General features: G+C 72.4%; 11 protein-coding genes. 5 read left to right on the forward strand and 6 right to left on the reverse strand.

Going from position 1 to position 14,300, the window contains the following annotated elements:
• Nucleotides 1-454 precede the first annotated feature (454 nt).
• The 4 genes from ABZ385_RS07390 to ABZ385_RS07405 form a co-directional block, all read right to left on the reverse strand.
• Nucleotides 455-847 (reverse strand): hypothetical protein, encoded by a 393-nt coding sequence (locus ABZ385_RS07390; RefSeq protein WP_358585250.1) that lies wholly within the window; start codon nucleotides 845-847, stop codon nucleotides 455-457.
• Nucleotides 848-1,103: 256 nt separating this feature from the next.
• Nucleotides 1,104-2,366 (reverse strand): helix-turn-helix transcriptional regulator, encoded by a 1,263-nt coding sequence (locus ABZ385_RS07395; RefSeq protein WP_358910306.1) that lies wholly within the window; start codon nucleotides 2,364-2,366, stop codon nucleotides 1,104-1,106.
• 915 nt (nucleotides 2,367-3,281) lie between these two features.
• Entirely contained in the window at nucleotides 3,282-3,854 is a 573-nt protein-coding gene (locus tag ABZ385_RS07400; protein WP_358910308.1) for a Uma2 family endonuclease, read from the reverse strand.
• A gap of 83 nt (nucleotides 3,855-3,937) precedes the next feature.
• On the reverse strand, nucleotides 3,938-4,537 hold the full coding sequence (locus ABZ385_RS07405; protein WP_358910310.1) for a LysE family translocator: 600 nt from the start codon (nucleotides 4,535-4,537) through the stop codon (nucleotides 3,938-3,940).
• Nucleotides 4,538-4,565: 28 nt separating this feature from the next.
• Between ABZ385_RS07405 and ABZ385_RS07410 the strand changes: the two genes are divergently transcribed.
• Complete coding sequence (locus tag ABZ385_RS07410; protein ID WP_358910312.1) at nucleotides 4,566-6,413, forward strand: aminotransferase class I/II-fold pyridoxal phosphate-dependent enzyme; 1,848 nt, start codon at nucleotides 4,566-4,568, stop codon at nucleotides 6,411-6,413.
• A gap of 512 nt (nucleotides 6,414-6,925) precedes the next feature.
• Here ABZ385_RS07410 and ABZ385_RS07415 read toward each other — a convergent pair.
• Nucleotides 6,926-7,975: a LacI family DNA-binding transcriptional regulator gene (locus ABZ385_RS07415; protein WP_358910314.1), complete on the reverse strand. Its 1,050-nt coding sequence runs from the start codon at nucleotides 7,973-7,975 to the stop codon at nucleotides 6,926-6,928.
• Between the two features lie 135 nt (nucleotides 7,976-8,110).
• On the opposite strand from ABZ385_RS07415, the gene ABZ385_RS07420 reads away from it, so the two are divergent.
• The 3 genes from ABZ385_RS07420 to ABZ385_RS07430 are packed head-to-tail and all read left to right on the forward strand — an operon-like array spanning nucleotide 8,111 to nucleotide 11,294.
• Nucleotides 8,111-9,262: a Gfo/Idh/MocA family oxidoreductase gene (locus ABZ385_RS07420; protein ID WP_358580524.1), complete on the forward strand. Its 1,152-nt coding sequence runs from the start codon at nucleotides 8,111-8,113 to the stop codon at nucleotides 9,260-9,262.
• On the forward strand, nucleotides 9,259-10,437 hold the full coding sequence (locus tag ABZ385_RS07425) for a dihydrodipicolinate synthase family protein (RefSeq protein ID WP_358580521.1): 1,179 nt from the start codon (nucleotides 9,259-9,261) through the stop codon (nucleotides 10,435-10,437). Before ABZ385_RS07420 ends, ABZ385_RS07425 begins: the two co-directional genes overlap by 4 nt.
• On the forward strand, nucleotides 10,434-11,294 hold the full coding sequence (locus tag ABZ385_RS07430) for a sugar phosphate isomerase/epimerase family protein (protein WP_358580519.1): 861 nt from the start codon (nucleotides 10,434-10,436) through the stop codon (nucleotides 11,292-11,294). Before ABZ385_RS07425 ends, ABZ385_RS07430 begins: the two co-directional genes overlap by 4 nt.
• Nucleotides 11,295-11,447: 153 nt before the next feature.
• Here the strand turns inward: ABZ385_RS07430 and ABZ385_RS07435 are convergent, their stop codons facing one another.
• A complete protein-coding gene (locus tag ABZ385_RS07435) occupies nucleotides 11,448-11,600 on the reverse strand; it encodes a hypothetical protein (RefSeq protein WP_358580516.1) in 153 nt (50 codons plus the stop codon).
• A 306-nt stretch (nucleotides 11,601-11,906) separates the two neighbouring features.
• Between ABZ385_RS07435 and ABZ385_RS07440 the strand changes: the two genes are divergently transcribed.
• Complete coding sequence (locus tag ABZ385_RS07440; protein WP_358580514.1) at nucleotides 11,907-14,150, forward strand: ATP-dependent RecD-like DNA helicase; 2,244 nt, start codon at nucleotides 11,907-11,909, stop codon at nucleotides 14,148-14,150.
• Nucleotides 14,151-14,300: the final 150 nt, after the last annotated feature.

The raw sequence follows: 14,300 nt of genomic DNA on the forward strand, positions 1-14,300 counted from the left end.
CCGGGCCGTCGTGCCCCCCCGACCGGACCCCGCTCCCCGGCGGGATGAGCTGGGCCCGGCTCGCCCTGCGGCCCCGGCGGACCAGCCGGGCCGTCCGCGCCCCGGGCGCCAACCTCGCAGTCGGACCCGGGACCACCCCCGCATGCGCGGGGACCACTACGCGATCGACCGGCCGGGTGTCGACGCGGCGGGACCACCCCCGCATGCGCGGGGACCACCATCTGCTCTTCGGTCACGTGCAGGACCCACCTGGGACCACCCCCGCTTGCGCGGGGACCACCGGCGGCTGATGGGCATCGAGGTGGCGGCGGACGACACAAGCGGGCCCGCTCCTCGCACTTCCCGGGGCCGCAACCGGGGCAGTCGGCCTGGTGGGCACGAATGCGCCCCTCCAGCAGGTACGCGGCCGCTTCCGGACCGTAGATCCAGGTGACCCGACTACTCGGTGGCGCGCTCACAGTTCGGCCTCCTGGGTGATGCTGAGTCCGAAGCCGATGAGGGCCTCGACGGTGGCGGGCTCACACAGGTCGCCCGGGAACCGTGGGGGCACCACCCAGTGGGCGCCTGGTGGCTTGGTGCGGTCCATCCTCGGTACGCCGAGATAGTTGCCCACTCCCAGGCGCGGGGCGACGTCCTGGTACTTCCAGACGTGCCCGGTCCGATGGGTCCGCATCAGGATGTCGAAGGTGCCGCCTATCGCCCGGCCGTCGTAGAAGGCGGGGCCGTTGAGGAACCGGGTGAGCCGCTCGGTGATCTCCAGGGGATCGTACGTGCCCACTGCCGCGAGGACGAGCCGCGCGGGCAGGCGCGCGGCCTCGAACCGCCGGCCGAGCGGCAGCAGGGCCACGCCGGTGTCCGCCCATTCACGCCGGGCCTGCTCGGGTTCCTGTTGAGCGCGAGCCAGCCAATCGGATGTGGCACTCGCCGGCTCCGGAGGACCGGCTCTCCCCAGGCGCTGGGCTCGCCCCGTCGTATCGGTCATGTCGACCCCTTCACAGTCGCGCGGTGTGCCTCACACCGGTGACCGTAGGGGCGATCATGACGCCTGAGAGGTAGGAGTCGACCCCCCTTGCTTGGAGGTACGGTTCCTACCCCTTACGTGATCATGCGGGTACGGGGACCCCCAACTCCTGTGCCAAATCACGCGCGTCGTCACGGACTACACGCGGTCCGGATGTCACCAGACCGGGCAGCGCCGATCGCGTATACAGGTTGTACTGGATGGTTTCGGTGGATTCGCGGTAGGCGCGCTGAAGGTAGGAGACGGCTGCTGCGCTCTCGCCGAGCAAGCCGTGGGCTCGTGCAGTCTCGATGAGGTGGTACGAGCGGCGCGTGGCGGACGGGATGCTCCGCAGGTTCAGGGCGTCTGCAACTTCAAGTGCCTTGACCGGTTGGATGAGGTCGTTGTGCATAGTGATCCGGTAGCCGTCCACTATGCCGCGCCCGAAGATCAACCACGGGTGGGCGTAGTCGTCACCGAGCTTGCGGGCGTCGGCATCGGCTTTGTCCCAGTACCGCCATGCGTCGCCGTGTTGACCCGTCTTCGCGTAGGAGATGGCGACGGCGAGGTAGAGCAACCCGCGGCGGGCGATGCCCTCGGGGTCGTCTCCTCTCGGCAGTAGAGCCACGGCCTGCTCGGCCAGTTCGACGCGCGCCTCCGCCGCTTCGCCCGCATCGCGGTGGAGGTGGTTGACGTACCAGGCTGCGGCAGCCATGGCCATCGGGCTGTCGGCATCCTGAGCGGCGGCCATGGCCCGATCGCCGGTGAGCATGACGAGATCGGGGGCCGGCTGAAAGGAAAGGAACAACTGCGCCAGGTGGTAGGCCTGAGCCTGTGCCATCAGTGCGCGACGGCGCTCCGCACCCTCGAGGGTGCGTGCGGCGTGCCGGGTGTCAGCGAGTAGGGCGGGCAGCAAATGGCCGATGCGGGAGCGGTGCCCTTGCGCCGTTCCGGGCTCGTCGGCGGCGTGCCACAGCTTCCATGCCTGCCGTAGGCGTGCTTCGAGGACCTCGGCGGGCTCGGCCGGCCGGTCGGCGGTGGCCAGCTCGTACTTGTTCAGCGCCTGCTTGATGAGTGGCAGTTGGCGGTGCTCGGCTTTGGTGAAGGTGGCCGCTGCGATCCGGTCGTCGCCGGTCAGCTCGGCGATGTCCGCTACGCCAAGTACGTGCGCGAGGCGCAGCAATTTTGGCAGTCGGGGCATTCCGATGGTGCCTCGTTCGATGGCTTTCACCCATTCCTCGGAGTGGCCCATCACGTCTGCCACGTAGGCGCGGGTCTTGCCACCGCGTGTTCGTGCGCGCTTGACGCGTTGGCCGAAGGTGGGTTGTGGCACCGCACTGCTGTCGGTTGTCTCGGGCTCGGGCATGCTGGTGCCTCCGTTCAGGACTCGACGCTCCGAACGGTACGCCTAACGGCCCCCGTTGGTACGGGGTCGTTGTGCTGTCAGCACCCACTTCGAGGATGACGAAGGGCGCCCCCTCCGCCCGAGGGCGGATGGGAGCGTGTCACGGGTACTGGCGACGGGCCGCGTCGAGGGCGGCCTGCGGGGCTGGTGGGTCGTTGGTCTCGGGGTCGGGTGCGTCGTCGCGTCGGCACGCGAGTGCGTTCGGGTCGTCGGCCGGCACCTGGAGGCTGTAGCTGTCGGAGCAGGACGGTCCGGCCGGGCCGCGCTTCCCGGCGGGACCATGCTCCCCGGCGGACCAGCCGGAACGTCCGCGCCCCTGTCGCCGGCCTCGCCGTCGGACCCGGGACCACCCCCGCATGCGCGGGGACCACAGCCGCCTCTTGAAGGGGCGGAGGGTGACGCAGGGACCACCCCCGCATGCGCGGGGACCACAGGGCGCGACCTGCACGTTCATGGGCTCAGGGAGGCAACTTTGCTCACTAGCGCGTGAACCGACATTTCGGGCACCTGTCTTCCAACTTTACGGCCCGAGAGAGGAACTCTTGTCACTGCGGTGACCAGAGCGCCGCCAAGGCATCGATCTTTCGCAGCGCGTGCGGTGAGACTCCGATGGAGTCGGCGAGCTGAGCGCGCGTCATCCGGCGCCGTTCGCAGAGGATTTGTACCCGTTGGCCGAAGCGCAACGGGGCGGCGTACAGGTTCGGGGGTGCATCAGATGGCATGGTCTCGCCCCTCTCTGAACAGCTCGGCACCGTCAGGGTATGGGCGGGGCCCATTTCGGGTGAGGGCTTTGATCGGCGAACGATTGGGCGGGGCGTGAGGCCGGACCCCCTCCACCCGGAGGCGGAAGAGGGCCCGGTCAACCCCGCCCACCTCTCAGCTCAGCTCGCCGGCCTTCGGAAACCCGCCCGTCCTGACGGCGATCTCCCGCCCGGCGAGCGGCAGCAGCAAGTCCGCACCGAACGGCACCTCCACCTCGTCGGCGTACGTCCCCGTCCGGGCGGGGTGCCGGTGCACCGTGCAGACCCCGGCCTCGGGATCGATCACTCCGTACACAGGGATGCCGCACTCCGCGTACAGGCGGAACTTCTTCGCGAAGTCGTTGTCCCGGCTGCTCTTCGAGACGACCTCCAGGACCGCCTCAAGGCTGTGCCACTCGAAGCGGCCGCAGCCGTTGCGCTGGGCTCCCGGCGCGATGATCGCCAGGTCCGGCGCGTAGCCGTACTGGCTGCTCGGGAAGTCGATCATGACGTCGGACAGGATGTCGCCGCGTGCGGCGAGCTGCTGCCTGATCTGCGGGGCCGCCTCAAGAATGACTTTCCACCGGTACTCACCCTGCGGCGTCATGATGATCTTCCCGTCGGTGATCTCGACGCGGTAACCGCGGGGGAGGGTGACGCCGTCCAGTACGTCCCAGGCGCTGGGTGCGTCCATGACCGTGACCGCCATATGAGCCTCCTTATCCCGGAGGGTCCAACTGCCCCGGCCCGTCCCGGACACGGCGGGGCGGGCCGGGGCGGGCGCGCCGAGGGTCAGAGGAACGCCAGCCGCGCCCCCAGCGCCGCGAACGTCACCGCGAAGGTACGGCGCATCCAGCTCACCACGCGCGGACGCGAGATGACGTGGCTCCGCATCGCCGCCGCGAAACGCCCGTACGCCACGAAGACCACGAACGTGATCAGCATGAAGTACGCGCTCAGCTCGGTCATGCGCACGAAGGCATACGGCTCGCCGGGGTCCACGAACTGCGGCAGGAACGCGAAGAAGAACAGGGTCAGCTTGGGGTTGAGGATGTTGATCAGTACGCCCGTGAGGATCGTGCGGCCCGCCGAGCGCGGCTCGGCCTCCCGCTCGGCGGTGAGGTCGCTCTTGTCCCGCAGGGTGCTCCACGCCATGTACAGCAGGTAGGCCACGCCCAGGTACTTGAGCGTCTGGAAGGCGACCGCGCTGGCGTTCAGGAGCGCGGCGAGGCCGGTGATCGCCGCCACCATGTGCGGGACGACACCCAGCGTGCAGCCGACGGCCGCGATCACCGCGGCCCGCGTGCCCCGGGACAGGCCCGCCGCGATCGTGAACAGCGCGCCGGTGCCGGGCGTGACGCAGACGACGAGTGAGGTCAGCAGAAATTCCATGCCTCGACCCTGTCGCCACAATGGATCCATGAACAGGTCCAATGGATCGCCTCCCGACCGGTCCATATACCGGGATGACGACACGGCAGGGTCGGACACCGACACGGCAGGGCCGGACGCCGGCACGTCACGGTCGGACGGCGACACCTCCAGGTCGGGCGCCGACACCTCAAAGCCGGACACCGAGACCTCCAGGCCGGACGCCGACGCCTCAACGCCGGGTGCCGACACCTCAAAGCCGGACGCCGACACCTCAAAGCCGGACGCCGACACCGCAAAGCCGGACGCCGACACCTCAAAGCCAGGCGCCGACACCACCCCCTCAGACCCGCCCCGCCCCGCCCCCGGCGAAGGCCCCGCCCCCGGCGAAGGCCCCGTCCCCGGCGAAGGCCCCGCCCCCCGCGAAGGCCCAACCGCCCGGCCCACGTCCGACTTCCTCCAGCTGGACCCCCGCGACGCCCCCAGAGGCGGCCTCGGCGACTGGCTGGCGCGGCAGATCCGGGCGGCCATCGCCGACGGTCGCCTCACCACCGGCAGCCGGCTCCCCGCCACCCGCACCCTCGCCGACGAACTCGGCGTCTCCCGCGGCGTCGTCACCGACGCCTACCGGCGGCTCACCGAGGACGGGCACGTCGCCGGGCGGGGCCGCGCCGGCACCGTCGTCGTCGCCGTGCCCCCGCCCTCCCGCCCGGCCCCCCGGCCCGCCCCCGGCACACGGCGACCGGCTCGGCAGGAGGGCCCCTTCGCCGCCCCGCCCGACCTCGGCGTCTTCGACGCCATCCGCACCGCGCCCGCCCGCATCGACCTGTCGCCCGGCCTGCCCGACCTCGCCGCCTTCCCGCGCGCGGCCTGGCTGCGCGCCGAGCGCTCCGTGCTCGCGGGCCTGACCCCCTCGGACTTCGGGTACGGGGACCCGCGCGGCACCCCGGCACTGCGCACCGCCGTCGCCCGCTGGCTCTCCCGCAACCGCGGGATCCGGGCCGACCCGGACGACGTACTGATCGTCAACGGCACCGCCCAGGCACTGCGGCTGCTCGTCGACGTACTGGGCGCCGAGGGCATCCGCGAGATCGCGGTCGAGGAGCCCGGCTCCCTCGGCGTCCGCCAGCACCTGCGCCCGCTCGCCACCCCGCCCGTCCCGGTCGACGCCCACGGCGTCCGCGTCGACGCGCTGCGCGCCACCGGCGCCCCCGCCGTGCTGCTGACGCCCGCGCACCAGTTCCCCACCGGGGTCATCCTCGGCGGCGGGCGCAGGCGCGAGCTGATGGACTGGGCCCGCGACGGCGGCCTCGTCATCGAGGACGACTACGACGCCGAACACCGCTACGACCGCCCCGCCGTCCCCGCCCTGCGCGCGCTGCTCCCCGAGCACGTCTGCTACGCGGGCAGCGTCTCCAAGCTCCTCGCGCCCGCCCTGCGCCTGGGTTGGCTGCTGGCCCCGCCCGCGTACCGGGCGGCGCTGGTGGACGCCAAGCGCCTGACCGACCTCGGCAACGCGGCCCTGCCGCAGCTCGTCCTCGCCCACCTCATGGAGTCCGGCGACCTGGAACGCCATCTGCGGCTCATCCGCAGGCACCACCGCAGGCGCAGGGACGCGATGATCGCGGCGATCCGCGCGCACCTGCCGGGGGCGGTCGTGCACGGTGCCGCGGCGGGGCTGCACCTGATGATCACCCTGGACGAGAGGACGTACGCCGGTCCCGACACCGCCCTGGCCGCCGCCGCCCTCGCCCACGGCGTCAAGACCCACCCCCTGTCCTGGCACACCCAGCTCCCGCACCCCCCGGGCCTGGTCCTCGGCTACGCGGCCAGCCCCCCGCCCCACATCACCGAGGGCGTGCGGACGCTGGGCGCACTGACGAGCGCGGGCGCATGAACGGGGGCACGCGTACGGGCTGAGCACCGGGCACGTGCCTGGCACAGGCAGGCACGGCCCACCGGCCCAGACACGCACGGCCCTCCGGCCCAGGCACGCATGGGCCCACCGGCACAAGCACGCGCGCGCCCACCGGCCCAGGCACACACGCCCCACCGGCCCAGGCACGCACGGGCCCTCCGGCCCAGGCACGCACGGGCCTACCGGCCCAGGCACACACAGGCCACCGGCCCAGGCACACACGCCCCACCGGCCCAGGCACGCACGGGCCCACCGGCCCAGGCACGCACGCCCCACCGGCCCAGGCACGCACGCCCCACCGGCACAAGCACGCACGGGCCCACCGACCCAGGCACGCACGCCCCACCGGCACAAGCACGCACGGGCCCACCGACCCAGGCACGCCCCTGGACCCCAGAAGCCCTCTCGCCTGGACCCCAGAAGCCCCCTCGCCCGGACCCCAGAAGCCCCCCGTACGGACGTCGAAGCGAGGGACCGGGAGGGCGGCCCCCCTACCCCCGGACCGGCGCCGCCGTGGACCCCCGCACCATCAGCTCCCCGCGCACCGCCGCCACGCCCCCCGGCGGCGCCGCCTCCTTGCCCATCGCGACGCGGCCCGCCCGCGCCCCCGCCTCGTGCAGCGGCAGCCGCACCGTCGTCAGGGCGGGCACCGCGTCGACGCTGAACGGCAGGTCGTCGAAGCCCGCCACCGAGACGTCGCCCGGAATGTGCAGCCCCTTGTCCCGCAGCGCCGCGCAGGCGCCGAGCGCCACCGTGTCGTTGGCGGCGACCACGGCCGTCAACTCGGGGGCGCGCCGCAGGAGTTCGACGGTGGCGTCGTAACCGGAGCGGCGGTCGTAGGGGCCGTGCACGGTCAGCGCGGGATCGTCCGCGACGCCGTACGCGGCGAGAGCCGCCCGGTGTCCTTCCAGCCGGTGCCGGGTGGTGGTGCGCTCCGGTGGGCCCGCGACGTATCCGACCCGCCGGTGCCCGAGCCCGAGCAGGTGCTCGGTGAGCTGCCGGCCGCCCCCGCGGTTGTCGAAGGTGAGCGCCACCGCGTCCGCCCCCGGCACCGGCGGCCGCCCGCACAGCACGACCCGCGTGCCCGCCTCCGTGAGCCGCCGCAGCTTCCCGGCCGTCGCGGCCATGTGCGCGGGGTCCTCGACCGCGCCGCCGGTGAGCACCACCGCGGCGGCGCGCTGGCGCTGGAGCAGCGTGAGATAGGTCAGTTCGCGCTCCGGGGAGCCGCCGGTGTTGCAGACCACGGCCATCCGCTCGCCGCCCGCCCGCCCGCCGGGCCCGCCGATCTCGGACTGCACGGCGCTCGCGATGATCCCGAAGAAGGGGTCGGCGATGTCGTTGACGAGGATGCCGACCAGGTCCGAGGTGGCCGCCGCGAGGGAGCTGGCGGGGCCGTTCAGGACGTAGTCGAGCTCGTTCACGGCGCGCAGGACGCGCTCGCGGGTGGCGGCCGCCACGGGGTAGTTGCCGTTCAGTACGCGGGAGACGGTGGCGGGGGAGACCTGCGCGCGTGCCGCCACGTCCGCCAGGGTCACGGTCATCTCGTCGTCCTCCGGTCACGGCCCTGGTCCGGCGCCCTTGTCCGAACCTTGTGCGGCAGGCTAGCTTCTTATCCGATAGAAAGCGCTTGCTACGAGGTCGGAGAGCGCTTGCCGCCCGTTTACGGAGGAACTCTCGTGACACGCAAGACGGTGCGTATCGCCATGAACGGCGTCACCGGACGCATGGGCCACCGCCAGCACCTCGTCCGCTCGATCCTGGCCCTGCGCGAACAGGGCGGCCTCGACCTCGGCGACGGCACCGTGCTGTGGCCCGAGCCCGTCCTGGTGGGCCGCAGGGAGCACGCGCTGCGCGCACTCGCCGAGCGGCACGGCCTGGAGCACTTCACGACCGACCTCGACGCGGTCCTCGCCGACCCCACCGTCGACATCTACTTCGACGCGCAGGTCACCTCCGCCCGCGAGGACGCCCTCAAGAAGGCCATCGCCGCCAAGAAGCACATCTACACCGAGAAGCCGACCGCCACCGGCCTGGACGCCGCCCTCGCGCTCGCGCGGCTGGCCAGGGACGCCGGCGTGAAGCACGGCGTCGTCCAGGACAAGCTCTTCCTGCCGGGCCTGCGCAAGCTGAAGCGGCTCGTCGACGGCGGCTTCTTCGGCCGCGTCCTGTCCGTGCGCGGCGAGTTCGGCTACTGGGTCTTCGAGGGCGACTGGCAGGCGGCCCAGCGCCCCTCCTGGAACTACCGCGCCGAGGACGGCGGCGGCATCGTCGTCGACATGTTCCCGCACTGGGAGTACGTCCTGCACGAGCTGTTCGGCCGCGTACGCACCGTCCAGGCGCTGACCGCCACGCACATCCCGCAGCGCTGGGACGAGCACGGCAAGCCCTACGACGCCACCGCCGACGACGCCGCGTACGGCGTCTTCGAGCTGGAGGGCGGCGTCGTCGCGCAGATCAACTCCTCCTGGGCGGTGCGGGTCAACCGCGACGAGCTGGTGGAGTTCCAGGTGGACGGCACCGAGGGCTCGGCCGTCGCGGGCCTGCGCGACTGCCGCACACAACACCGCGCCGCGACCCCGAAGCCCGTGTGGAACCCCGACCTGCCCGCCGGGCACTCCTTCCGCGACCAGTGGCAGGAAGTGCCCGACAACGACACGTTCGACAACGGCTTCAAGGCCCAGTGGGAGCTGTTCCTCAAGCACGTGTACGCCGACGCGCCCTACCGCTGGGACCTGCTGGCCGGCGCGCGCGGCGTCCAGCTCGCCGAACTGGGCCTGAGGTCCTGCGCGCAGGGCCGCCGTCTGGACGTACCGGAGATCGAGCTGTGAGCGCCCCCCGCACGGCGGACACCGTCCTGCTCCCCGCCGAGGGAGGCGGCACGCGCGCGTACCGCCCGCGCGCCGAGCCCCACCGGACGCGGGACGGCGGGCCCCCGTTCACCTCGCGCACCGTCTTCGCCGCCGCGCACGTCGTCGCCGACCCCCGCGCGGACGTCTCCCCGGACGGCCCCGCCGCCGTCGACTGGGACGCCACGCTCGCCTTCCGCCGCCACCTGTGGTCGCACGGCCTGGGCGTCGCCGAGGCCATGGACACCGCCCAGCGCGGCATGGGCCTGGACTGGGCGGGCGCCGCCGAACTCATCCGCCGCTCGGCCGCCGAGGCGAAGGCGGCCGGCGGCCGCGTCGCGTGCGGCGTCGGCACCGACCAGCTGACCCTCCCCGCGAGCCTCACGCGGGTCGGACAGGCCTACGAGGAGCAGCTCGCCGTCGCCGAGGAGGCGGGCGCCCAGGCGATCCTGATGGCCTCGCGCGCGCTGGCCGCCGCGGCCACCTCGCCGGACGACTATCTGGAGACGTACGGCCACCTGCTGCGGCAGGCCCGCGACCCGGTGATCCTGCACTGGCTGGGCCCCATGTTCGACCCCGCTCTGGAGGGCTACTGGGGCTCGGCCGACCTGGACGCGGCGACCGACACCTTCCTGGAGGTCGTCGCCGCCCACCCCGACAAGGTCGACGGCATCAAGGTCTCGCTCCTGGACGCGGACCGCGAGATCTCCTTGCGCCGCCGCCTGCCGCGCGGCGTGCGCTGCTACACCGGCGACGACTTCCACTACCCCGAGCTGATCGCGGGCGACGACCACGGCTTCAGCCACGCGCTGCTCGGCGTCCTCGACCCGCTCGGGCCGCTCGCCGCCGAGGCCGTGCGCGCCTTGGACACCGGCGACGCGAAAGCCTTCCGCGCGCTCCTCGACCCCACCGTCGAGCTGTCCCGCCACCTGTTCGGGGCCCCCACCCGCTACTACAAGACCGGCGTGGTCTTCCTCGCCTGGCTGGCCGGGCACCAGACACACTTCACGATGGTGGGCGGCCTCCAGTCGGCCCGTTCGCTCCCGCATCTGGCACGCGCGTACGAACTGGCCGACGGGCTCGGCCTGTTCCCCGACCCGTCCCTGGCGGCGTCCCGGATGCGCTCGCTGCTGACCGTCCATGGAGTACCGCAATGAGCACCCCGCCGTTCCCGCCGCCCGTGTCACCTCTGCCGCTCTCGCGGCTGAGCATCAACCAGGAGACGGTCAGACAGCTCTCCTTGCCCGAACTCGCCGAGGGCTGCGCCAAGGAGGGCATCGGGGCCGTCGGCCTGTGGCGTGCCCCGGTCCAGGAGTACGGGGTGGAGCGCACCGCCCGGCTCCTGCGCGAGTCGGGCCTGACGGTCACCAGCCTGTGCCGGGGCGGTTTCCTCACGGACCCCGGCCGGACGGCACGCGCGCGTGCCCTGGACGACAACCGCGCGGCGATCGAAGAGGCGGCGACGCTCGGCACCGACACGCTGGTCCTGGTCTCGGGCGGCCTGCCGCCCGGCAGCCGCGACCTGGCGGGCGTCCGGGAGCGCGTCGCCGACGCCCTCGCGGTCCTCGGCCCCTGGGCCGAGGAGCGGGGCGTGCGGCTGGCCGTCGAGCCGCTGCACCCGATGTTCGCCGCCGACCGCTGCGTGGTCTCCACCCTGGGGCAGGCCCTCGACCTCGCGGAACGCTTCCCCGCGCACCAGGTGGGCGTGGTCGTGGACACGTACCACGTCTGGTGGGACGACCAGGCGCCCGCGCAGATCGCCCGGGCGGGGGCGGGCGGCCGGCTGCACTGCTTCCAACTGGCCGACTGGATCACGCCGTTGCCGGCAGGCGTCCTGCTCGGGCGCGGGCAACTGGGCGAGGGCAGTGTCGACTTCCGTGCCCTGCGCGCATTCGTGGAGGCCGCCGGGTACGACGGCCCCGTCGAGGTCGAGATCTTCAACGAGGCCCTGTGGGCGCGCGACGGGGGAGAGGTGCTGCGGGAGACGGCACAGCGCTTCCGCACGCACGCGTGAGCCGTGCGGTGACCCGTCCGTACGCATGCGGGACGCGCGCCGGACCGCCACAAGGCACGCACCCGTGCCGGAACCGGTACGCCTCCGCACGCGTGAGCCGCGCCGGTGCCGCGGTTCGCCTCCCACGCACGCGTGCCGCGCGCCCCGGCCCGGTCACTTCTTCTTGCGGGCCCGCTTGGAGACCATCGTCAGCACCACGGGGACGAACACCTCGATGCCGCGGGTGACCGTCTTCTCCGGAATGCCGGTCTTCTTGGCGACCGCCCTGGCCATCGGCCTGCTCATCTTCGCGAGGACGCCGAACATCTTCCCTCCAAGGAGCCGTACGCCGGGAAATCATCGGTCATGCGTCACCCACACGCTACGTCCGCCCCGCTCCGTCGGCACCCGGGGGCCCGGCGAAAAATTCCTCGGCGACGCCGTGCAACCCTTCGGCCACGACGCGTGTCGTACATGGCGTCAGGGCTCTGAAGGGGGACCAGGATCTGGGGGGATCCGGGGGATTCGGGGGGATCACGGAGTTCTGACGGGGGGAGAGCCGAAGGGGCCCGGTCCAGCGGATCGGGCCCCTTCGGGCGTCCCGGTGTCAGTGGCGGACGGTAGCGTCGGGGCATGTCGAGTCCAGCCGCGGCGACGGCGGTGCTAGAAGGCGTCCTCGAACGCATCACGTACGCCAATGAGGAGACCGGTTACACGGTCGCGCGCGTCGACACCGGCCGCGGCGCCGGCGACCTGCTCACCGTCGTCGGCTCGCTGCTCGGCGCGCAGGTCGGCGAGAGCCTGCGCATGCAGGGCCGCTGGGGCTCCCATCCGCAGTACGGCAAGCAGTTCACGGTCGAGAACTACACGACGGTGCTGCCCGCCACCATCCAGGGCATCCGCCGCTATCTCGGCTCCGGCCTCATCAAGGGCATCGGCCCCGTGATGGCCGACCGGATCACCACCCACTTCGGCGTGGACACCCTCGACGTCATCGAGACCGAGCCGAAGCGGCTCGTGGAGGTGCCCGGTCTCGGCCCCAAGCGGACGAAGATGATCGCCGCCGCCTGGGAGGAGCAGAAGGCCATCAAGGAGGTCATGGTCTTCCTCCAGGGAGTCGGCGTCTCCACCTCCATCGCCGTGCGCATCTACAAGAAGTACGCCGACGCGTCGATCTCCGTGGTGAAGAACGAGCCGTACCGCCTCGCCGCCGACGTGTGGGGCATCGGCTTCCTCACCGCCGACCGCATCGCCCAGGCCGTCGGCATCCCGCACGACAGCCCCGAGCGCGTCAAGGCCGGCCTCCAGTACGCCCTTTCGCAATCCACCGACCAGGGCAACTGCTACCTGCCTCAGGAGCGGCTCATCGCCGACGCGGTGAAGCTGCTCCAGGTCGACACGGGCCTGGTCATCGACTGCCTCGCGGAGCTGGCGGGGGAGGAGGAGGGCGTCGTCCGCGAGACCCTGCCCGACCCGGCCGGCGGCGACGACATCACCGCCGTCTACCTCGTCCCCTTCCACCGGGCCGAAGTCTCCCTGGCCGCCCAGCTCTCCCGGCTCCTGACCACCCCCGAGGACCGGATGCCCGCCTTCCGGGACGTCGCCTGGGACAAGGCCCTCGCCTGGCTCGTGGACCGCACGGGGGCCCGGCTCGCGCCCGAGCAGGAGGAGGCGGTGCGGCTCGCGCTGACCCGCAAGGTCGCCGTCCTGACCGGCGGCCCCGGCTGCGGCAAGTCCTTCACGGTCCGCTCCATCGTCGAGCTGGCCCGCGCGAAGAAGGCCAAGGTGGTCCTCGCCGCCCCCACCGGCCGTGCCGCCAAGCGCCTGGCCGAACTCACGGGCGCGGAGGCCTCCACGGTCCACCGCCTGCTCGAACTGAAACCGGGGGGCGACGCGGCGTACGACAGGGAGCGGCCGCTCGACGCCGACCTGGTCGTGGTGGACGAGGCCTCGATGCTCGACCTGCTGCTCGCCAACAAACTGGTCAAGGCCGTACCCCCGGGCGCCCACCTGCTGTTCGTGGGCGACGTGGACCAGTTGCCGAGCGTCGGCGCGGGCGAGGTGCTGCGGGACATGCTGAGCGAGGACAGCCCGGTCCCCGCCGTGCGCCTCACCCGCATCTTCCGGCAGGCCCAGGAGTCGGGCGTGGTCACCAACGCCCACCGCATCAACTCCGGTGTGCCGCCCCTCACCCAGGGCATGAAGGACTTCTTCCTCTTCGTGGAGGAGGAGACCGAGGACGCGGGCCGCGTCACGGTGGACGTCGCCGCCCACCGCATCCCCCGCAAGTTCGGCCTCGACCCGCGCCGCGACGTCCAGGTCCTCGCGCCCATGCACCGCGGCCCCGCGGGCGCGGGCAACCTCAACGGCCTCCTCCAGCAGGCCATCACGCCCGCCCGCCCCGACCTGCCCGAGAAGCGGTTCGGCGGGCGGGTCTTCCGCGTCGGCGACAAGGTCACGCAGATCCGCAACAACTACGAGAAGGGGAAGAACGGCGTCTTCAACGGCACGGTCGGCGTCGTCACCGCCCTGGACGCCGACGAGCAGCGGCTGACGGTCCTCACCGACGAGGACGAGGAGATCCCCTACGACTTCGACGAACTGGACGAGCTGGCCCACGCGTACGCCGTGACGATCCACCGCTCCCAGGGCAGCGAGTACCCGGCCGTCGTGATCCCGGTCACCACCGGCGCCTGGATGATGCTGCAGCGCAACCTCCTCTACACCGCGGTGACACGCGCCAAGAAGCTGGTGGTCCTCGTCGGATCGCGCAAGGCTCTGGGGCAGGCTGTCCGCACGGTCTCCGCGGGCAGGCGCTGCACGGCGCTGGATTTCCGGCTCGCGGGACGCCGTGGAGAGGCCCGATCGGCGTTTTGATCGATCAAACGAGTCGGAAACGTCACACAGCACTTCCACAACCCGGGCGAAGGGGGCAGGATGAGCAGGTTGGCGGCACTGAGTGCCGCCAATAGGCCCAATGGTCGACCCCGAGTGCACTCTCCAGGGCCAAATGGGGGATGGTAGAGA

This window comes from Streptomyces sp. NPDC005898 (assembly GCF_040629635.1).
Classification (GTDB): domain Bacteria; phylum Actinomycetota; class Actinomycetes; order Streptomycetales; family Streptomycetaceae; genus Streptomyces.

Coding starts and splice junctions, on each gene's coding strand:
- ABZ385_RS07440 (WP_358580514.1), top strand. CDS start 11,907: ATGTCGAGTCCAGCCGCGGCGACGGCGGTGCTAGAAGGCGTCCTCGAA.
- ABZ385_RS07395 (WP_358910306.1), bottom strand. CDS start 2,366: ATGCCCGAGCCCGAGACAACCGACAGCAGTGCGGTGCCACAACCCACC.
- ABZ385_RS07430 (WP_358580519.1), top strand. CDS start 10,434: ATGAGCACCCCGCCGTTCCCGCCGCCCGTGTCACCTCTGCCGCTCTCG.
- ABZ385_RS07415 (WP_358910314.1), bottom strand. CDS start 7,975: ATGACCGTGACCCTGGCGGACGTGGCGGCACGCGCGCAGGTCTCCCCC.
- ABZ385_RS07410 (WP_358910312.1), top strand. CDS start 4,566: ATGAACAGGTCCAATGGATCGCCTCCCGACCGGTCCATATACCGGGAT.
- ABZ385_RS07405 (WP_358910310.1), bottom strand. CDS start 4,537: ATGGAATTTCTGCTGACCTCACTCGTCGTCTGCGTCACGCCCGGCACC.
- ABZ385_RS07435 (WP_358580516.1), bottom strand. CDS start 11,600: ATGTTCGGCGTCCTCGCGAAGATGAGCAGGCCGATGGCCAGGGCGGTC.
- ABZ385_RS07400 (WP_358910308.1), bottom strand. CDS start 3,854: ATGGCGGTCACGGTCATGGACGCACCCAGCGCCTGGGACGTACTGGAC.